Source organism: Paraburkholderia sp. GV068 (genome assembly GCF_003058125.1).
Taxonomy (GTDB): Bacteria; Pseudomonadota; Gammaproteobacteria; order Burkholderiales; family Burkholderiaceae; genus Paraburkholderia; species Paraburkholderia graminis.
The window spans coordinates 121718-140322 of the sequence record NZ_QBUB01000008.1; the positions used below are offsets into that span (position 1 = coordinate 121718).

An 18605-nucleotide genomic window follows, 5' to 3' on the forward strand; every position below is an offset into this window, starting at 1 on the left:
CTATTTGTAGTGGTGACTCGCCGGCATTCCTCCGGCCGGCGTTGACGGCGATGGTGCCGGTTCGGGCTCGGCGGGTGTGGTTGCCGCGGCATTCGCGCCGGCATTCGCACTCGCATTCGCACTCGCACTCGCATTCGCACTCGCACTCGCATTCGCGGGCGCGACCGCTTTCTCGAGGCAGTAGCCGAGCCCTCGCACGGTGATGATGCGCACGCCGCTCGGCTCGATTTTCTTGCGCAGCCGGTGCACGTAGACCTCGATTGCGTTGTTGCTGACTTCCTCGCCCCATTCGCAAAGATGGTCGACGAGCTGTTCCTTCGAAACCAGCCGGCCGATCCGTTGCAGCAGCACTTCGAGAAGACCCAGTTCGCGCGCGGACAGGTCGATCACCTGATCGTTGATATAGGCGATCCGGCCCACCTGATCGAAGCCCAGCGAACCGTGCCGCACGATCGTCGGACCGCCGCCCGCGCCGCGCCGCGTGAGCGCGCGCACACGCGCTTCGAGTTCGTTAAGGGCAAACGGTTTAGCCATGTAGTCGTCCGCGCCGAGGTCTAGGCCCTTGACGCGTTCGTCGACGCTGTCCGCGGCGGTCAGAATCAGCACCGGCAGGTTCGAATTGCGCGCGCGCAGGCGGCGCAGCACTTCGAGCCCGGACATGCGCGGCAGGCCGAGATCGAGAATCAGCAGATCGAAACTTTGCATCGACAGCGCGGTGTCGGCCTCGACGCCGCTCTTCACGTGATCCACGGCATAGGCCGATTGGCGGAGTGATCGAACGAGACCGTCCGCGAGTATGCTGTCGTCTTCGGCAATCAGAATTCGCATGATGCGCCAGCTCAGGGCCTTGGCCGGCACCTCGGGTGTCCCCGCGGCGCACAGCGGTCTCCGAATCATTGTGGGTGGTTGGGCGGCGCGACAGTAAAAATGCGCGTTCGCATCAGAATCACGCTTGCCAAAACCACTGTTTTTTTATACAGTGTCTGAGTTTCGTGTGCTGTCCTTCAAAACTGGACGACACATCTGCCTCAGACGCCGTTCATCATAGCAAAGGACGATTCATGGAAGAAAGCAAGAAAGGCTCGGCTGGACTGACTGCTGAAAAGAGCAAGGCACTCGCTGCCGCCCTCGCGCAGATCGAAAAGCAGTTCGGCAAAGGGTCGGTCATGCGGCTCGGCGCAGGTGAGGTAGTCGAAGACATCCAGGTCGTTTCCACCGGATCGCTCGGCCTCGACATCGCGTTGGGCGTCGGCGGTTTGCCGCGTGGCCGCGTGGTCGAAATCTATGGTCCGGAGTCGTCGGGTAAGACCACGCTGACGCTGCAAGTCATCGCCGAAATGCAGAAGATCGGCGGCACGGCAGCGTTTATCGACGCGGAACACGCGCTCGACATTCAATACGCAGGCAAGCTCGGCGTGAACGTGAACGACCTGCTGGTGTCGCAGCCGGACACGGGCGAGCAGGCGCTGGAAATTGCCGACGCACTGGTACGCTCGGGCTCGATCGACATGATCGTGATCGACTCGGTCGCGGCGCTCGTGCCGAAGGCTGAAATCGAAGGCGAAATGGGCGACTCGCTGCCGGGTCTGCAAGCGCGTCTTATGTCGCAAGCGCTGCGCAAGCTCACGGGCACGATCAAGCGCACCAACTGCCTCGTGATCTTCATCAACCAGATCCGCATGAAGATCGGCGTGATGTTCGGTAATCCGGAAACCACCACCGGCGGTAATGCGCTGAAGTTCTATGCGTCGGTGCGTCTGGACATTCGCCGCATTGGCTCGATCAAGAAGAACGACGAAGTGATCGGCAACGAAACGCGCGTGAAGGTGGTCAAGAACAAGGTTTCGCCACCGTTCCGCGAGGCGATCTTCGACATTCTGTACGGCGAGGGTATTTCGCGTCAGGGCGAAATTATCGACCTGGGCGTGCAGGCCAAAATCGTCGACAAGGCCGGCGCGTGGTACAGCTATAGCGGTGAGCGGATCGGCCAGGGCAAGGACAATGCGCGTGAATTCCTGCGCGAAAATCCGGACATTGCTCGTGAGATCGAGAACCGCATCCGCGAATCGCTGGGTGTGAATGCAATGGCCGAGGCAGTGACCGGCGCAGGCGCAGAAGTCGCGGACGAAGAGTAACCACTACGTGATACGCAAGGGCCGGCCATTGTCCAATTCTGGACGCAACGTGGGCGGCCCGCGTAATGACGGGAGCGATTCGCCCGAACGTTCGGCGCACGCGGATCTATCCGAAACATCGGATCGCTTTGATCCGTTCGATCGGCCTGAATCGTTCGACGCACACGATCGCGCCGCAGGCCGTGGCCCGCGGCGCGCGCTGTCTTCAAGCCAGCCCGACCAGTCCGCTGAGCCTACCTACACGCGCTCGAGTGAGTCGCGCGGCTCACGCAACTCGCGCGGCTCGCTTCGTTCGCACGGGGCAGGCCGCTTAGGTAACTCCGGCAGCACCTCACGCAGCACATCTGCCTCAGACCAAACACCCGGCGACGCAGATCCCGCCCCAAGCGAAGCAAAAAAATCCCAACGCCCAGCACGTTCGCTCAAAGGACGCGCGCTCGGCTATCTATCGCGCCGCGAGTACAGCCGCAGCGAACTTGCACGCAAGCTGAAGCCCTTCGTCGAAGAAAACGATTCGCTCGAGACGCTGCTCGACACGCTCGAAGCCGAAAACTGGCTATCCGATTCCCGCTTCGCCGAAAGCCTGATTCATCGTCGTTCGTCGCGGCTGGGTGCAAGCCGCATCGTTGGCGAATTGAAGCAACACGCGGTGGATCGCACGCTCGTCGACGAAGCGAGCGCTCAATTACGCGAAACGGAACTGGCGCGCGCCCAGGCCGTATGGCGCAAGAAGTTCGGTCAGCTTCCGGAGACCGCGGCTGAGCGCGCGAAGCAGGCGCGCTTTCTCGCGTCGCGCGGTTTTTCTGGCGCGACGATCGGCAAAATCCTCAAAGGTATCGACGAAGAATGGAGCAGTGAATAACGGTGAAGGGCGCGGAATGACGCGAAACGGCGGAAAGTGCCGCGAAGCGCCAGAACCAGGACAAGCGCCAGAAGCACCACAAGTCCCACCAAACCGCATCACCCGCACTAACGCTTCAACGCAACCTTCCCACCACCAACTCCAGCCATAACCCCACCCATAACCGGCCAGCAGGCCGTCCCCGCCGCATTCCGGGCTGTCCCGAATACCCAGTATGCTAAAATTCACGCGTTTTCCAATTCGGCCTTTCCTTTCCGCATGCCGCTTTCCTCGTCAGTGCCCCGTCAATTGCGCCATCGTCGCGCAATCCGGGCGGAAGCTTATGAACGAGCCGATGGCCTGTGGGATGTGGAAGCGTGCTTGACCGACGAAAAGCCACGCGACGTGGTCCTTGCGTCGGGCGTCCGGCCCAATGGTCAACCGATCCATGAACTCTGGCTTCGCATCACCATCGATCGCAAGCTCAATGTCGTCGACGCCGAAGCGTCGTCCGACTGGGTGCCCTATCCTGGGCTCTGCCAAGCCAGCAATCCCGCCTATCGTGCCCTCATCGGGCTCAATCTGTTCCACAACTTCCGTCGCGATGCTGCCCGTTTGCTGGCCGGCACGGCGGGTTGCACGCATCTCACCGAGCTGTGCGCGATCCTGCCGACCGCAGCGATCCAGGCGTTCGCCGGCGACGTATGGAACACCGGTGACAGCACGCCAGGCGCGAGTGCAAGTTCAGAAAGCGAGTCGACCGACGGCACCGCCGAACGTCTAAACGAAAAACCGCCATTCCAGTTGGGACGCTGCCACGCGCTGCGTTTCGACGGGGAGGCAGTGCAGCAGTTTTACCCGCGCTGGTATGGCCATGCGCCACGCCCAGCAGACCGCCCGGCATCGCCAGACAACGGGGCGGCCCGCCACGAAGGCAGGGGCAATGCGCCCGGCATGTTGGACGGTAGCGGAAGCGATGTTTAATCCAACTCTCAGACTGAAGGGAATCACGCATGAAGATTCACGAGTACCAGGGTAAGGAAATCCTGCGGAAATTCGGCGTCGCGGTACCGCGCGGCAAGCCGGTCTTCTCGGTGGATGATGCGGTCAAGGCCGCGGAAGAGCTCGGCGGCCCGGTGTGGGTCGTGAAGGCTCAGATCCATGCGGGTGGCCGTGGCAAGGGTGGCGGCGTGAAGGTTGCCAAGTCGCTGGATCAGGTTCGTGAGTACTCGAACCAGATCCTCGGCATGCAGCTCGTCACACACCAGACTGGTCCGGAAGGCCAGAAGGTGAACCGTCTGTTGATCGAGGAAGGCGCGGACATCAAGAAGGAACTGTATGTCGGCCTCGTGATCGATCGTGTTTCGCAGAAGATCGTCGTGATGGCGTCGAGCGAAGGCGGCATGGACGTCGAGGAAGTCGCGGAAAAGACGCCCGAGCTGATCCACAAGGTTGCCGTCGATCCGTCGACCGGCCTGAAGGACGCCGAAGCAGACGACCTCGCGAAGAAGATCGGCGTGCCCGACGCGTCGATCCCGCAAGCACGCGCGATCCTGCAAGGCCTCTACAAGGCGTTCTGGGAAACCGACGCATCGCTCGCCGAAATCAACCCGCTGATCCTGACGGGCGACGGCAAGGTCATCGCACTCGACGCCAAGTTCAACTTCGATTCGAACGCACTGTTCCGTCATCCGGAAATCGTCGCGTATCGCGATCTGGACGAAGAAGATCCGGCTGAAGTCGAAGCGTCGAAGTTCGACCTCGCGTACATCTCGCTCGACGGCAACATCGGCTGTCTGGTGAACGGCGCGGGCCTCGCAATGGCGACGATGGACACCATCAAGCTGTTCGGCGGCGAACCGGCGAACTTCCTCGACGTGGGCGGTGGCGCCACGACGGAGAAGGTCACGGAAGCGTTCAAGATCATGCTGAAGAACCCGAACCTGACCGCGATTCTGGTCAACATCTTCGGCGGCATCATGCGCTGCGACGTGATCGCGGAAGGCGTGATCGCGGCGTCGAAGGCCGTGTCGCTGAAGGTGCCGCTCGTGGTCCGCATGAAGGGCACGAACGAAGACCTGGGCAAGAAGATGCTCGCCGATTCCGGTCTGCCGATCATCTCGGCTGACAGCATGGAAGAAGCGGCTCAGAAGGTCGTCGCGGCTGCCGCGGGCAAGGCGTAATCAGCCTCCCACGGCGTTTACCAGGATTACGAATGGCGGCGCACGGTAGCGCACGGGCAACGCGGGCGAGAACGTTCCGCTTCGTTGCTCGTCGCGCCATCGTGTGACGCCAAACGAACAGAGGTCAATACATGTCGATTCTGATTAACAAAGACACCAAGGTCATCACGCAGGGCATCACCGGCAAGACCGGTCAGTTCCATACGCGTGCTTGCCGTGAATACGCAAACGGCCGCGAAGCGTACGTCGCAGGCGTGAACCCGAAGAAGGCCGGCGAAGATTTCGAAGGCATTCCTATCTACGCAAGCGTCGCTGAAGCCAAGGCTGAAACGGGCGCGACCGTGTCGGTGATTTACGTTCCGCCGGCAGGCGCTGCTGCTGCAATCTGGGAAGCAGTCGAAGCCGACCTGGATCTCGCGATCTGCATCACGGAAGGCATTCCCGTCCGTGACATGATCGAGATCAAGGACCGCATGCGTCGCGAAAACCGCAAGACGCTGCTGCTCGGACCGAACTGCCCCGGCACGATCACGCCGGACGAGCTGAAGATCGGCATCATGCCGGGTCACATCCACCGCAAGGGCCGCATCGGCGTCGTGTCGCGTTCGGGCACGCTGACGTATGAAGCAGTCGGCCAGTTGACGGCGATCGGCCTCGGCCAGTCGTCGGCAGTCGGTATCGGCGGCGATCCGATCAACGGCCTGAAGCACATCGACGTGATGAAGATGTTCAACGACGATCCGGATACGGACGCCGTCATCATGATCGGCGAGATCGGCGGTCCGGACGAAGCGAACGCGGCTGAGTGGATCAAGGGCAACATGAAGAAGCCGGTGGTTGGCTTCATCGCTGGCGTCACGGCGCCTCCGGGCAAGCGCATGGGTCACGCCGGCGCGCTGATCTCGGGCGGTGCGGATACGGCCGAAGCGAAGCTGGAAATCATGGACGCCTGCGGTATCAAGGTCACGAAGAACCCGTCGGAAATGGCGCGTCTTCTGAAGGCAATGCTGTAAATCGAAACTGGCGCCCAGGTCGAGCGCCTTTTTTGATACGCTTACGAGATCCTTTCGTAGCGTGCGTTCTCAAAAGCGGGGGAGTTAAACACTCCTCCGCTTTTTTATTGGCCGCGCGTCCGCTTCCTTCTTATTCTTTTGCTCATGCTCGAGTTCCTCGCCACGCTCCATTGGGGCGCAGTCATTCAGATCATCGTCATCGACATTCTGCTCGGTGGCGACAATGCCGTCGTGATCGCGCTGGCCTGCCGCAACCTGCCGCCCGCGCAGCGCACGAAGGGCGTGCTGTGGGGCACGGCGGGCGCGATCCTGCTGCGCGTGATACTGATTGCTTTCGCCGTCGCGCTGCTCGACGTGCCGTTGCTGAAGTTCGCGGGCGGGCTGTTGCTGCTGTGGATCGGCGTCCGGCTGATGGCGCCGGCGCACGACGCGCACGAAAACGTGAAGCCCGCCGATAAGCTCATCTCGGCGATCAAGACGATCATCGTCGCCGATGCCGTGATGAGTCTCGACAACGTGATCGCCATCGCGGGCGCGGCCGAAGCCGCTGACCCGGAGCATCGCCTCGCGCTGGTGATCTTCGGCCTCGTGGTGAGTATCCCGTTGATCGTATGGGGCAGCCAGATCGTGCTGAAACTGCTGGACCGGTTCCCGATCGTCATCACGCTCGGCGCCGCATTGCTCGGCTGGATTGCTGGCGGGCTCATCATCAACGATCCGGCCGGCGACCGTTGGCCGGTCCTCGACACGCCGCTCGCCGAATACGGCATGAGCATCGCAGGCGCGCTGTTCGTCGTGATCCTGGGTTATGTGATCAAGCGCCGCAACGCGAAATCCGCGGCGGCCTGAAGCGGCGCGAAGCATCGGACTCGTGCGCGGTTGACTGAGGCTCAACGTTAGCCATTCGGCTGACTGTCCGAGACGAGCGTCGCTCGCTACGATCAAAGCGCCTGTTCCCGATTCGTGGAGCAGGCGCTTTTCGTTTCAGGAGCCTGCCGATGATCGTCACCTTGCCTTATTCCCCTTATTCGCAATCCACGCTGGCGCACTCGCGATTCGCGCGAGCGCGCTGGTCCGCAACACTCGCGCGAGCGTGCCGCCGCGTCGGCTCGCGCCTCGGTCTCGGCTTCACGCTGATCGAACTGATGATCGTGCTGGCGATCGTCGGCGTGATCGCGGCCTACGCGATTCCCGCGTATCAGGACTACCTCGCACGCAGCCGCGTGGGCGAGGGACTGTCGCTGGCGTCGTCGGCGCGTCTTGCCGTGTCGGAAAACGCGGCGAGCGGCAACGCGTTCGGTGGCGGCTACGCGTCGCCGCCCGCGACGCGCAACGTCGAGTCGGTTCATGTCGACGACGACAGCGGGCAGATCACCGTCGCCTTCACGACGCGCGTGGCGCCTGCCGGTTCCAACACGATCACGCTGGTGCCGTCGGTGCCCGACAACATCGATGCGCCCACTGCGCGTGTCTCGTTGGCGAAGGGCTCGGTGCAGGCGGGCGCGCTCGCGTGGGAATGCTTTGCCGGCGGCAAGACGGCGTCGTCGTTGCCGGCACCGGGCGCAGGTCCGATGCCCGCGCAGGCGCCGACCTTGCCCTCACACCTCGCACCTCCCGAGTGCCGCGCGTAATGCGACATGCGCGATGCGAGGCGCGCGACGCATGCACGCACGGATAACTAGCCGTTCAAACGTAAATCGCTGATTTTCGGGATATTTCGGCCCAGCCGGCGCACAGCGCAAGGATTTTTTTGTATAGTGCGCCGGTTGCTGACGCCCATCCGCTTACTCGATGCCCACACCTTTCGCGCGCTACCTTTCTCTCATTCTGTTGGCTCTCGCGTTGGTGCTGCCTTATGCAGTCGTCAACCATACTTATCCGATTCCGACGTTCTACGCTGAATTCACAGCGCTCGCTTTGTACCTGCTGATGGGCGCCGGCGTGGTCTTGCTGGTCGCGGGCTCGCAGCCGCGCATCGGCTTTGCGTCGCCCGTGGTGGCGCTCGTGCCGCTGCTGTTCGGGCTGTTGCTGGTCGCGCAGTCGGTGCTGCTGCCGGTCTCGCAGCCGTCGATGAACTGGCTCGGCGGCGGCTTTCTGTTGGCTGCATTCATGGCGACACACGCGGGCTACGGCTTCGCGCGCGCGAAGCTCAGCGAGACCGCGTTGCGCTGGGCGGCTTGCGCGCTGGTCGTCGGCGGGCTGTTTGCGGTGTTCTGCCAGGTCATCCAGCTCTTTCACCTGGAGACGCGCGTGTCGCCGCTCGTGGTCGCGTATAACGTGACGGTCGAGCGCCGGCCGTTCGGCAACATGGCGCAGGCGAACCACCTCGCCACGTATATCGCGTTCGCGATGGCCGGCGCGCTGTTCCTCGTGCAGACGCGCCGGATCGCCGTCCCGATCTGGGCTCTCGTCTCCACCATCTTTGCAGTGGGGCTCGCGTTGACGGTCTCGCGCGGCCCGTGGCTGCAAATGGGTGTGATCGTCGTGGCCGGTTTCTGGATGGCGTTCGCGCAGACCCGCGCCGAACCGCAGTTGCGCCGCAGTCATCGGCAATGGCTGATTCCCATTGCGCTCGCTGTGCTGTTCTTCGTCGTCAATGCGCTGATTCGCTGGGCCAACGTGCGCTATCACCTCGAACTCGGGCAGTCGGCGGCGGATCGTTTCAAGGACGCCGGCCAGATCGCGCCGCGGCTCGCGCTGTGGAAATACGGCTGGACGATGTTCCGCACGCATCCGTTGCTGGGCGTCGGCTGGGGCGAGTTTCCGAGCTACCAGTATCAGTACGCGAAGACGCTCGGCGGCGTCGAGATCGCCAATAATTCGCACGACGTCTTTATCGATCTGCTCGCAAAAACCGGCCTGATTGGTCTTGCTATCGTGCTGTTCGGCCTCGTCACGTGGCTGGTGCGTGCGGTGCGCGCGCCGCAGAGCGCCGGGCGCGTATTCGGCATTGCGCTGATCGGCGTGCTCGTCATGCATGCACTCGTCGAATATCCGCAGCAGTACATGTTCTTCCTGCTGCCGGCCATGTTCGTGTTCGGCTTGCTCGAGACGCGTCCGTTGCGGCTCGTGCCTGCGCGTCTGTCGTTTGGCGTATTCGCGGCGATCGTGTTCGGCGGCATTGCCGCGCTTTATCCGGTGTACCGCGATTACGCGCGCGCCGAGGTGCTGTACTACGGCTCGCGTCCGGCCGAGCAATATCGCGCGGACCCGTCGTTCCTTTTCCGGGCGTGGGGCGGGTACGGCATGGCAACGCTGTTGCCGATGAACTCGATGGATCTTCAGCACAAGCTCGCGATGCATCGTCAGGCGATGGCGCTGTTGCCAGGCGAAACCGTGCTGCGTCGTTATGCGGTGCTACAGGCGTTGAGCGGAGACACGGCCGCGGCATTCGATACCGTCGAGCGACTGAAGATTTTCGCCGAGGAACTGAAAGACTGGCCGTCGCAGTTGAGCTATCTGTATCAACTCTGCGATGAGCAGAAGACGCTCGCCGGCTTCAAGGCGGAACTCGTCAAGCGTTACGGTCTGCCGTCGGGCGATGTCGAGCAGGAAGACGACGAGGAGTGAGGCGGGTCTTTGGTGGAAGCGCGAAGCAGTGAAAAGGGCAGCGTGATCGCGCGCTTACTCCGGCACCCAATCCCCCGACTTCCCACCATGCTTCTCCATCACCCGCACATCGGTGATCGTCATCCCGCGATCCACCGCCTTGCACATGTCGTACACCGTCAGCAGCCCGACCTGCACGGCGGTGAGCGCTTCCATCTCGACCCCGGTTCTGCCTAGCGTTTCCACCTGCGCGGTGCAATGCACGGCGGGCGTCTTGTCGTCCAGTTCGAAGTCCACCTTCACGCGTGTCAGCGCGAGCGGATGACACAGCGGAATCAGATCCGCCGTGCGCTTTGCGCCTTGAATCGCGGCGATACGCGCAACGCCGATCACGTCGCCCTTTTTTGCGTTGCCGTCGCGGATCAGCGCGAAGGTTTCGGGCAGCATGCGGATCGAGCCGCGCGCGATGGCGATGCGCTTGGTCTCCTGCTTGCCGCCGACGTCCACCATATGCGCGTCGCCGGCAGCGTCGAAATGAGTGAGTTCAGGCATGGTTGGCTCCTTCAGAGGGCGCCTATCATAGCAGTGCGGTGCGCCCGTCCGGCCCTGCGCCGGCCTGCCGGATGGGTGCGTCGACTGATTACAATTGCGCCATGCCCGCTATCTTAGTCGCGCGATGATCCGAGCGGCGGGCGTCGCTTTCGACTCCGTCATACGAACTCGCGATGCGTCTGAAACGGTCTCTTGCTGCGTTGCTCTGTGTTGCGCTGGCCGCGCCGCCTGGCGCGTTCGCGCAGACACGCGCGGCGTCGGGCGCCGCTCCGATGCAGTCCGCTGAGCCGCCGCTCGTCAGCGGGCCGGTCGAGTCATACGCCGATCCGATCGTGCCGCCGGACATCGCACAAGGCGTATTCGGCGTGTACGGCGGCGCGCAAAGCCGCTTCTCCGGCAACTCGGGCGCGAACCGCGGTAGCAACGGTGGTGGCACCGGCGGCTGGCGTGCGCCGATCGTCGCGCAGCAATTGCCCGACCTCGGCAGCGGCGGCGCGGGGACGCTCACGCCACAAGCCGAGCGCAAGCTAGGCGAACGCGTGATGCGCGACTTGCGGCGCGACCCCGACTATCTCGACGACTGGCTGGTGCGCGACTATCTGAATTCGGTCGCCGCGAAACTCGCCGCAGCGGCGAACGCGCTGTATATCGGCGGCTATCGGCCGGACTTCGATCTGTTCGCCGTGCGCGACGCGCAGATCAACGCGTTTTCGCTGCCCGGCGGTTTCATCGGCGTGAACACGGGGCTGATCGTCGCGACGCAAACCGAATCCGAACTCGCGTCCGTGCTCGGCCACGAGATGGGCCACGTCCTGCAACGCCATATCTCGCGGATGATCACCACCGGCGAGCGCAGCGGCTACGCGGCGCTCGCGGGCATGCTGTTCGGCGTTCTCGCGGGCGTGCTTGCGCATAGCGGCGACCTGGGCAGCGCGATTGCGATCGGCGGTCAGGCTTACGCCGTCGACAATCAATTGCGCTTTTCGCGCTCCGCCGAGCACGAGGCGGACCGCGTCGGCTTTTTGCTGCTCGCCGGCGCGGGCTACGATCCGTACGCGATGACGGCGTTCTTCGCCCGTCTCGACCGTGCGGCGATGAGCGATACCGGCATTCCGGCCTACGCGCGCACGCACCCGCTGACCGGCGAGCGGATCGCCGACATGGAAGATCGCGCGCGGCGTGCGCCATACCGGCAACCGCATCAGGTGGCCGAGTACGGTTTCGTGCGCGCGCGGGCGCGCTTGCTGCAGGACCGCTCGCGCAGCGAATACGCCGACGAGATTTCGCGCATGCGCTCCGAAATCGAAGACCGCACGGCGCTGAACGTCGCGGCGAACTGGTATGGCATCGCGTATGGCCAGATGCTGCTCGAGCGTTACGACGACGCGGCTTCGTCGCTGGCGTCGTCGCGTGCGGTGTTTTCGGCTGGGGCACAGGCGGACGGCGACGCCGCGCGCACTTCCCCAAGTCTCGACGTGCTCGCCGCCGACATCGCGCGGCGTGCCGGCCGCGACGAAGACGCCGTGCGTCTTGCCGATCTCGCGCAAAAGCGCTGGCCGCAATCGAACGCCGCCATCGACATGCACATTCGTACCTTGCTGAGCTTGCGGCGATTCACCGAGGCGCAGGCGCTGGCGCAGAAAGAGACGCGCGCGCAGCCGGATCAGCCGGCCTGGTGGTTGTATCTGGCGCAGGCGAGCGCGGGGACGGGCGATGCGCTCACGCGTCATCGCGCGCTCGCCGAGAAGTTTGCGCTGGAAGGCGCGTGGCCGTCCGCGATTCGTCAATTGAAGGACGCGCGCGATATGAAGACGATCGGCTATTACGATCTGGCTACCGTCGACGCGAGGCTGCACGAGATGGAGAACCGCTACAAGGAAGAGCGGCTGGATGAGAAGGGTTAGGCGCGAAGTTCATGAACCCGCTCCTCTGAAGCATGCAAGCTGCGCGACGAGATGCCGAACCTCAAACCATCGCCGCCGGACTCGCCACAAACCCAAAGCGCGACGCAACTTCTTCGCTCCGTATCGGCTGAAGCGGCAACGTGACGCCGCCGTTCCAGTGGAACTCGCCGCTTATGGAGTCGTCGGCGAGCGTCGCGTGGTCCGCGAAAACTTCCAGATCGTGGTCGTGCAGAACGGCGATGCGCGGCGGCGCTGAGGGATTGCCAGGATCGGAAGCACCGGCGAACAGAATCCCGCCCTCATCGTCGGCAAACACGGCCGACGGTTCGAAACCATTGCCCGCCTGATCTTTCAGCGCGAGCGCGCCGTCCGCCTCGACCGACAAACGCACGACCCACGGCGTATAGCCCAGCTCGACATACACGCGCTGCGGTCCATTCTGAAAGAACCACTGCCCGCGTTCGTCGCGCTCGTAATTGCGATTGATGAAGCCGAGCAGCGCTTCGTGACGGATCGGCGTGCCGGCCGAGCCGCTCGCCTGCGCGGCTTCGTCGCGCATGCGCCACTGGCCGCGCCGGTCGAGCATCAGCCAGCCGGTGCAAGCCGGTACGTTCGGCCACTTGGCCAACGCCTGTTTGACGATGTCATCCATGATCGACGTGCTGCTCCAGATAGCCGAACACGCGCCGCGACAACCAGTCGATCCGGCCAGGAAACGGTCCGGTCATGAAGCCGGCGTGACCGCCATGCCTCGGCTGATCGAGTTCCACCGCCGCCGACACCTCATGCCGCGACGGCAGCGCCTCGGCGGGCAGAAACGGATCGTTGCGCGCGTTCAGGACGAGCGTGGGCACCTGAATGTGCGGCAGCAACGGCCGCGTGGTGGCGACGCTCCAGTACTCGTCGGTATCGCGAAAGCCGTGCAGCGGCGCGGTCACGACGTTGTCGAACTCGTACATCGTACGGCTCGCGAGCATCGCGCCGCGGTCGAACAGGCCGGGAAACTGCACGAGCTTCTGCTCGGCTTTCTGCTTGAGCGTCTTGAGGAAGCTGCGCGTATAGATCATGCCGAAGCCTTGCGACAACGCGCGGCCCCCGGCGTGCACGTCGATGGGCGTCGAGATCGCAGCGGCGGCGTGGACGACCGACGCCGCATCTTCGCGCCGCTCGCCGAGCCAGCGCAACAGCACATTGCCGCCGAGCGACACGCCCGCGGCGACGAGCGGCCCGCGATGCGCGGCGCGCAGGCGTCGCAAAATCCAGTCGACTTCGTTGCTGTCGGCCAGATGATAGAAGCGCGGCAAGCGGTTCAGCGCGCCGCTGCAACTGCGAAAGTGCGGCACCACGCCGTGCCAGCCATATTCGCGCGCGGCCGCCATCAACGACGATGCGTAATGCGAGGCGGAGCTGCCTTCCAGGCCGTGGAACAGGACGAGCAACGGCGCTTCGGCTGAGGGACTCTGACTAAGCGCCGCGTCTGCTGTCATGACCGAGGCTGGCGCGTTGTCGTGCCGAACCCAGTCGACGTCGATGAAATCGCCGTCAGGCGTGTCCCAGCGCTCGCGGCGAAACGACACGGCCGGGCGGCGCGCGAACAGCGACGGCACGATGGTTTGAACGTGCTTGTTCGGCAACCAGAGCGGCGCACGATAGAGCAGGTCTTTGGCGACCTCGACGGTGGCTTCGATTGTGGCTTCGACGCTTGCTTGCACAGTGGCTTCGACAGCCGCCGCAGGGCGAGCCGCGTCATCGGGAGCGGGGCGCTCTTGTGGCGTCCCCCACGGGGACTTGCTGCGGGGCGTGCTCATGCCGGCTTCGAAGCGAGAGTGTGGCGGCGCGGAGCGCGCGTCAGTGAAGCGACCCTTGGCCGTGCCGCATCTTGGTCGCGAACTGGCTGGCTGCTTCATTGGGCATCGGGCTCGCGTGAATGTGCGCGATGCGCCATTCGCCGCGTTCATGGACCATCACGTAGGTGGTGAAGACCATCGCCGGCGTGGCTTTCGGATCGACCGGACGATGCGCTTCCGCGATCGCATAAACGACGGTGCCGAGACTGTCGTAGACGCGAATGTCGAGCGGCTCGATCGAGACCGGCGCGGTTTCCAACTGGATCTGCAAGCCCGTGCGGATGCTTTCGAGGCCGTGCAGATGCGAGCCGTCGGCGCAAATGCAGCTCACGAACTCCTCATCGATCCACAGGCCCATCAGGCTGTCGATATTGACCTCGGCGACGGCCTGGTAATAGGCGTTGAGGGTATCGGCGGCGGCTTCGAAGATATGGGCAAAACGTGGCATGGCTCGTCAGTCTCTTGTGCGCGGCGCGCGGTTGCAAGGCAGCGGTCAGCGGGACAGTCCGGTGCGCCGGACATTCGCACCCGAGCGCCAGAATGCCCGCGCCGCAAGGCGCGAACATGACGCGACGCGCTCAGGGGCGTGCGGTGTTGCGTGCAAGTGTCAGCCGGCTCAGCGGTGCGCGAGCAACATGCCGCGCAAATCGCCGAAAACCTGCTCGGCGCTCAACTGCTTCAGGCAGTTCAGATGACCCAGCGGACACTCGCGCTGAAAACAGGGGCTGCATTCGAGATGAAGCCATTGTACCTTCGCAAGCTCCGACAAGGGCGGCGTGTGCCGCGGATCGGTCGAGCCGTAGACGGCCACGAGCGGCCGGCGCAGCGCGGCCGCGACGTGCATCAGCCCGGAATCGTTGGTGACGACTGCATTGGCCCGCGAGATCAGCGCGCACGCTTCGCCGAGCGCCGTCTGGCCGCACAGATTGCGCACGTTCGGCGCTTTTTCGGCGATGGCCTGCGCAAGCGGCGCATCTTTCGGCGAACCGAGCGCGACGATCTGCGTGTACGGGAACGACTGGCCGACCATTTGCGCGAGCGCCGCGAAGTGCTCCGGCGGCCAGCGCTTGGCCGGGCCGTATTCCGCGCCGGGGCAGAACACGAGCAACGGCACCCGCGTGTCGAGATTGAAGCGCGCCGATACGCGCGCCGCCTCGTTCAGATCGGCGTCGAGCCGCGGCATCGGCAGGTCGTCGGGAATCTTCGCGCCGGGCGCGTAGGCGAGAGCGGCGTAATGGCCGACCATCGGCGGACGCTCGTCCTTGCGCGGATTCGCGTGGCGCACGTTCAACAGGCCGATGCGGCTTTCGCCGGTATAGCCGATGCGCAGCCGGATGCCGGCCATCCACGGAATCAGCGCGGATTTCAGCGAGTTCGGCAGCACATAGGCCGCGTCGTAGCCGACGTCGCGCAAGTCGCTCGCGAGCTGCCAGCGACGCAGCATCTGCAGCTTGCCGTGCGCGAGATCGGTCGCGTAGACGTCGCGGATTTCCGGCATGCGTTCGAGCACGGGCGCGACCCACGAGGGCGCGACCGCGTCGATCGCCATGCGGGGATGCAGTTTCACGAGGCGCGCAAAAAGCGGCTGCGCCATCAATGCGTCACCGATCCAGTTCGGTGCGATAACCAACGCGCGACGCATCAGAGTGGGTGTCCGGTGTCGAAACGAAGCGCCGCGCGCGATGCGCGTGGCGCTTCGTTTAAATGAAAGTAAAGGGAAAAGGCCGTCGGCCGCGGGCACGCCGCAACGGCGCGCCCGCAATCAGTCGACAGCCGATGACGCAGACGAACGGCGCTCAGGTGTGAGGTTCAGTGACCTTTGATCACTTCGCCGTCGCGCAGCTTGTAACGCGTGCTGCAATAAGGGCAGCGCGCCTCGCCGTGCGAGACGTCGATAAAGACGCGCGGGTGCGCGCTCCAGCGCGGCATGGCCGGATTCGGGCAGTACGCCGGGAGGTCCTTTGCCGTGAGTTCGACCAGCGGCATTTCCTTGATATCGCTCATGAGACTTTCTCGTTGTATGCAGGGTGCGCGCGGTGCAATGCGCGTTAAATCTTGGTCAGCCAGTGCGCGTACTTGTCGCTCTTGCCGTTGACGATGTCGAAGAAGCCCGACTGCAGCTTCTCCGTGATCGGGCCGCGGGCGCCCGCGCCGATGGTGCGGTTATCCAGTTCGCGGATCGGCGTGACTTCCGCGGCGGTGCCCGTGAAGAACGCTTCGTCGCAGGTGTAGACCTCGTCGCGCGTGATGCGCTTTTCGATCACCTGGATGCCCGCGTCGCGCGCCAGCGTGATGACTGTGTCGCGCGTGATGCCGTCGAGGCACGACGACAGGTCCGGCGTGTACAGCTTGCCGTTGTTCACGAGGAAGAAGTTCTCGCCCGAGCCTTCCGACACGTAGCCGTCCACGTCGAGCAGCAGCGCTTCGTCGTAACCGTCGGCGACGGCTTCCTGGTTCGCGAGGATCGAGTTCACGTACCAGCCCGACGCCTTCGCGCGGACCATCGACACGTTCACGTGATGACGCGTGAACGACGACGTCTTCACGCGGATGCCCTTGGCAAGCCCGTCTTCACCGAGGTAAGCGCCCCACGGCCACGCCGCGATCGCGACATGAATGGTATTGCCCTTGGCCGACACGCCGAGCTTTTCCGATCCGACCCAGATGATCGGGCGCAGATAGCACGACTCGAGCCTGTTTTCGCGGACCACTTCGCGCTGCGCGGCGGCGAGCGTTTCATGGTCGAACGGCACGTCCATCTGAAAAATCTTGGCCGAGTTCAGAAGACGCTTGGTGTGTTCCTGCAGACGGAAAATCGCGGTGCCGCCGTCTGCCGTCTTATAGGCGCGCACGCCTTCGAAAACGCCCATGCCGTAATGCAGCGTGTGGGTCAGCACATGGATCTTGGCATCGCGCCAGTCGATCAGCTTGCCATCCATCCAGATCTTGCCGTCGCGGTCGGCCATTGACATACGGTTCTCCAGCAGGTGCGTGTTGGTGTGGAACCCCAAGCCCGTCGACTCGCGCGGGCGCCCGAAGCGCGGGAAAGCCGGGACGCGCCCGAAATTTCCGATGGGGTGCAGCGAAGAGCGTTATTTTAGCGTCTTTTGCACACGAAACGGGCATTTGGACGCAGGTCGGGCGCTATAATTCGGCGCACGCATAATTCACATCCGGCCGCGCCAGCGGGTGCTTCACGACCTGGCGCCGATTTCGCTCCATTTCCTCATCGCGGCCTTCGGCCGCCCGCGCTTTTCGCCTCATGCTCGCTCGCCTGTCAGACACCGATCGCCGCGCTTTCCTCGAGGGCGCGCGCGCCTATTCGCCCACGCTCATGGCGATCTGCTCGTGGGGGCTCGTCACCGGCATCGCGATGAGCAAGTCCGTGCTCACGCTGCCGCAGGCGCTCGCCATGTCGCTGCTGTGTTACGCCGGTTCGTCGCAACTCGCGGTGCTGCCGCTCCTCGCCGCCAAGCTGCCCATGTGGACGGTGCTGCTCACGGCCGCGATGGTGAATACGCGTTTCGTGATCTTCAGCGTCGGCCTTGCCCCGCATTTTTCCTATCTGTCGATGTGGCGGCGCATCGCGCTCGGCTACTTCAACGGCGATGTGATCTATCTGCTGTTCCTCAAGAAGAACTTCCCGACCGGCTACGTGCCCGGCAAGGAGGCGTACTTCTGGGGCATGGCGGTGAGCAGCTGGCTGTCGTGGCAGGTGGCGTCGATAGCGGGCATTCTGCTGGCGAGCCTGATTCCGGATAACTGGGGACTCGCGCTCGCGGGCACGCTGGCGCTGCTGCCCATCATGGTCGCGGCGATCGCCACGCGTTCCACGCTAGTGGCCGTGTGCATCGCGGGCATCGTGTCGTTGCTCGCGTTCGATTTGCCGTATCGCCTCGGGCTGCCGCTTGCGGTCATCGCGGCGATTCTCGCGGGGAGCGCGGCCGATCTGATGGCCGAGCGCGCCGACTTGCGCCGCGTTCGCAACAGCGCGGGAGATTCGCGATGACGTCCGTGGAAGTGTGGCTCGCCATTCTCGGCATGACCGTCGTCACCGCGGTGACACGCGCGATGTTTCTAATCGGCGGCGAACGCACGGTTTTGCCGGCGCGCGTGCAGCGCATGCTGCGCTACGCACCCGCCGCGGCGCTCGCCGCCGTCGTACTGCCGGACGTGCTCGGCACGCCCGACGGCCTGTCGTTCGCGCCGTCGAACCATGAGTTCTATGCGGCGCTCGCCGGCCTCGGCTGGTTTTTTTGGCGGCGCACCATGCTTGGTACGATCGTCGTCGGAATGATCGTATTCACGGTCTTGCGCCTTTTGATGTAGTTTCCGGCGTTGCGATGTTGCATTGCGGCACGCGCCGCGCGGCATTCGAATACGGGAGATTCGCCCGCGGGCGGGTCAGAAGGCTGTGCGGATCAGTTAAAATGCCCCTTTCCGGGATGACCGCGCCAACGCCTGGCGCCTGCGCCGCGGCGTTCGCACCGGCCTCCCGCTTCGTGGGGCCGCCGTGCCGACGCGCCGCAGTTGCTGCGCCGAAAGCCGTGTGCGCCGTCCGCCATCGCCTTCCATCAACTC

At 64.0% G+C, this 18605-nt stretch carries 19 protein-coding genes; 11 read left to right on the plus strand and 8 right to left on the minus strand.

Features of this window, described 5'->3' with window-relative positions:
* Positions 1-828 (minus strand): response regulator transcription factor, encoded by an 828-nt coding sequence (locus C8K18_RS17840; protein ID WP_107708767.1) that lies wholly within the window; start codon positions 826-828, stop codon positions 1-3.
* Between the two features lie 233 nt (positions 829-1061).
* Between C8K18_RS17840 and recA the strand changes: the two genes are divergently transcribed.
* From recA to C8K18_RS17880, 8 genes are all read left to right on the plus strand, one after another.
* A complete protein-coding gene (gene recA, locus C8K18_RS17845) occupies positions 1062-2135 on the plus strand; it encodes a recombinase RecA (protein WP_006049956.1) in 1074 nt (357 codons plus the stop codon).
* Between the two features lie 7 nt (positions 2136-2142).
* Positions 2143-2997 (plus strand): recombination regulator RecX, encoded by an 855-nt coding sequence (gene recX / locus C8K18_RS17850; RefSeq protein WP_107708601.1) that lies wholly within the window; start codon positions 2143-2145, stop codon positions 2995-2997.
* 258 nt (positions 2998-3255) lie between these two features.
* The gene (locus C8K18_RS17855; protein ID WP_006049958.1) at positions 3256-3960 is read left to right on the plus strand and encodes a DUF2889 domain-containing protein; all 705 of its coding nucleotides are present in this window, start codon (positions 3256-3258) and stop codon (positions 3958-3960) included.
* A 29-nt stretch (positions 3961-3989) separates the two neighbouring features.
* Positions 3990-5159, plus strand: a complete 1170-nt coding sequence (sucC, locus tag C8K18_RS17860; RefSeq protein ID WP_006049959.1) for an ADP-forming succinate--CoA ligase subunit beta — start codon at positions 3990-3992, stop codon at positions 5157-5159.
* A 131-nt stretch (positions 5160-5290) separates the two neighbouring features.
* Positions 5291-6172 carry a succinate--CoA ligase subunit alpha gene (gene sucD / locus C8K18_RS17865; RefSeq protein ID WP_006049960.1) on the plus strand — a complete coding sequence of 294 codons (882 nt, stop codon included), beginning with the start codon at positions 5291-5293 and terminating at the stop codon, positions 6170-6172.
* A gap of 144 nt (positions 6173-6316) precedes the next feature.
* A complete protein-coding gene (locus tag C8K18_RS17870) occupies positions 6317-7021 on the plus strand; it encodes a TerC family protein (RefSeq protein WP_107708603.1) in 705 nt (234 codons plus the stop codon).
* Positions 7022-7170: 149 nt separating this feature from the next.
* A complete protein-coding gene (locus tag C8K18_RS17875) occupies positions 7171-7803 on the plus strand; it encodes a pilin (RefSeq protein ID WP_029968183.1) in 633 nt (210 codons plus the stop codon).
* A gap of 160 nt (positions 7804-7963) precedes the next feature.
* Positions 7964-9742: a Wzy polymerase domain-containing protein gene (locus tag C8K18_RS17880; protein WP_107708605.1), complete on the plus strand. Its 1779-nt coding sequence runs from the start codon at positions 7964-7966 to the stop codon at positions 9740-9742.
* A gap of 54 nt (positions 9743-9796) precedes the next feature.
* On the opposite strand, the gene moaC is transcribed toward C8K18_RS17880, so the two are convergent.
* Positions 9797-10273, minus strand: coding sequence for a cyclic pyranopterin monophosphate synthase MoaC (gene moaC / locus C8K18_RS17885; protein ID WP_107708607.1), 477 nt, complete (start codon positions 10271-10273; stop codon positions 9797-9799).
* 173 nt (positions 10274-10446) lie between these two features.
* Here moaC and C8K18_RS17890 point away from each other — a divergent pair, with 173 nt between their 5' ends.
* On the plus strand, positions 10447-12177 hold the full coding sequence (locus C8K18_RS17890; protein WP_107708609.1) for a M48 family metalloprotease: 1731 nt from the start codon (positions 10447-10449) through the stop codon (positions 12175-12177).
* 61 nt (positions 12178-12238) lie between these two features.
* Here C8K18_RS17890 and C8K18_RS17895 read toward each other — a convergent pair whose 3' ends face one another.
* The 6 genes from C8K18_RS17895 to C8K18_RS17920 all read right to left on the minus strand — a co-directional run bounded on the left by C8K18_RS17895 (position 12239) and on the right by C8K18_RS17920 (position 16996).
* Positions 12239-12829 carry a DUF2946 family protein gene (locus tag C8K18_RS17895; protein ID WP_107708611.1) on the minus strand — a complete coding sequence of 197 codons (591 nt, stop codon included), beginning with the start codon at positions 12827-12829 and terminating at the stop codon, positions 12239-12241.
* Positions 12822-13985 carry a YheT family hydrolase gene (locus C8K18_RS17900; protein WP_107708613.1) on the minus strand — a complete coding sequence of 388 codons (1164 nt, stop codon included), beginning with the start codon at positions 13983-13985 and terminating at the stop codon, positions 12822-12824. Before C8K18_RS17900 ends, C8K18_RS17895 begins: the two co-directional genes overlap by 8 nt.
* A 40-nt stretch (positions 13986-14025) precedes the next feature.
* Positions 14026-14472, minus strand: coding sequence for a nuclear transport factor 2 family protein (locus C8K18_RS17905; RefSeq protein ID WP_006049968.1), 447 nt, complete (start codon positions 14470-14472; stop codon positions 14026-14028).
* A 168-nt stretch (positions 14473-14640) separates the two neighbouring features.
* Complete coding sequence (waaF, locus tag C8K18_RS17910) at positions 14641-15666, minus strand: lipopolysaccharide heptosyltransferase II (protein ID WP_006049969.1); 1026 nt, start codon at positions 15664-15666, stop codon at positions 14641-14643.
* Positions 15667-15833: 167 nt separating this feature from the next.
* Entirely contained in the window at positions 15834-16028 is a 195-nt protein-coding gene (locus C8K18_RS17915; RefSeq protein ID WP_006049970.1) for a zinc-finger domain-containing protein, read from the minus strand.
* Positions 16029-16072: 44 nt separating this feature from the next.
* Complete coding sequence (locus C8K18_RS17920; RefSeq protein ID WP_107708615.1) at positions 16073-16996, minus strand: branched-chain amino acid transaminase; 924 nt, start codon at positions 16994-16996, stop codon at positions 16073-16075.
* Between the two features lie 290 nt (positions 16997-17286).
* Between C8K18_RS17920 and C8K18_RS17925 the strand changes: the two genes are divergently transcribed.
* Both C8K18_RS17925 and C8K18_RS17930 read left to right on the plus strand, forming a co-directional pair.
* The gene (locus tag C8K18_RS17925; RefSeq protein WP_006049972.1) at positions 17287-18033 is read left to right on the plus strand and encodes an AzlC family ABC transporter permease; all 747 of its coding nucleotides are present in this window, start codon (positions 17287-17289) and stop codon (positions 18031-18033) included.
* A complete protein-coding gene (locus tag C8K18_RS17930; protein WP_107708617.1) occupies positions 18030-18353 on the plus strand; it encodes an AzlD domain-containing protein in 324 nt (107 codons plus the stop codon). The genes C8K18_RS17925 and C8K18_RS17930 overlap by 4 nt, the downstream gene beginning before the upstream one ends.
* The last annotated feature ends 252 nt before the right edge of the window (positions 18354-18605 follow it).

Excerpts from the sequence above, each read along its gene's own strand:
- C8K18_RS17840 (WP_107708767.1), bottom strand. The coding sequence starts at position 828 with ATGCGAATTCTGATTGCCGAAGACGACAGCATACTCGCGGACGGTCTC.
- recA (WP_006049956.1), top strand. The coding sequence starts at position 1,062 with ATGGAAGAAAGCAAGAAAGGCTCGGCTGGACTGACTGCTGAAAAGAGC.
- C8K18_RS17855 (WP_006049958.1), top strand. The coding sequence starts at position 3,256 with ATGCCGCTTTCCTCGTCAGTGCCCCGTCAATTGCGCCATCGTCGCGCA.
- sucC (WP_006049959.1), top strand. The coding sequence starts at position 3,990 with ATGAAGATTCACGAGTACCAGGGTAAGGAAATCCTGCGGAAATTCGGC.
- sucD (WP_006049960.1), top strand. The coding sequence starts at position 5,291 with ATGTCGATTCTGATTAACAAAGACACCAAGGTCATCACGCAGGGCATC.
- C8K18_RS17870 (WP_107708603.1), top strand. The coding sequence starts at position 6,317 with ATGCTCGAGTTCCTCGCCACGCTCCATTGGGGCGCAGTCATTCAGATC.
- C8K18_RS17875 (WP_029968183.1), top strand. The coding sequence starts at position 7,171 with ATGATCGTCACCTTGCCTTATTCCCCTTATTCGCAATCCACGCTGGCG.
- C8K18_RS17880 (WP_107708605.1), top strand. The coding sequence starts at position 7,964 with ATGCCCACACCTTTCGCGCGCTACCTTTCTCTCATTCTGTTGGCTCTC.
- moaC (WP_107708607.1), bottom strand. The coding sequence starts at position 10,273 with ATGCCTGAACTCACTCATTTCGACGCTGCCGGCGACGCGCATATGGTG.
- C8K18_RS17890 (WP_107708609.1), top strand. The coding sequence starts at position 10,447 with ATGCGTCTGAAACGGTCTCTTGCTGCGTTGCTCTGTGTTGCGCTGGCC.
- C8K18_RS17895 (WP_107708611.1), bottom strand. The coding sequence starts at position 12,829 with ATGGATGACATCGTCAAACAGGCGTTGGCCAAGTGGCCGAACGTACCG.
- C8K18_RS17900 (WP_107708613.1), bottom strand. The coding sequence starts at position 13,985 with ATGAGCACGCCCCGCAGCAAGTCCCCGTGGGGGACGCCACAAGAGCGC.
- C8K18_RS17905 (WP_006049968.1), bottom strand. The coding sequence starts at position 14,472 with ATGCCACGTTTTGCCCATATCTTCGAAGCCGCCGCCGATACCCTCAAC.
- waaF (WP_006049969.1), bottom strand. The coding sequence starts at position 15,666 with ATGCGTCGCGCGTTGGTTATCGCACCGAACTGGATCGGTGACGCATTG.
- C8K18_RS17915 (WP_006049970.1), bottom strand. The coding sequence starts at position 16,028 with ATGAGCGATATCAAGGAAATGCCGCTGGTCGAACTCACGGCAAAGGAC.
- C8K18_RS17920 (WP_107708615.1), bottom strand. The coding sequence starts at position 16,996 with ATGTCAATGGCCGACCGCGACGGCAAGATCTGGATGGATGGCAAGCTG.
- C8K18_RS17925 (WP_006049972.1), top strand. The coding sequence starts at position 17,287 with ATGCTCGCTCGCCTGTCAGACACCGATCGCCGCGCTTTCCTCGAGGGC.
- C8K18_RS17930 (WP_107708617.1), top strand. The coding sequence starts at position 18,030 with ATGACGTCCGTGGAAGTGTGGCTCGCCATTCTCGGCATGACCGTCGTC.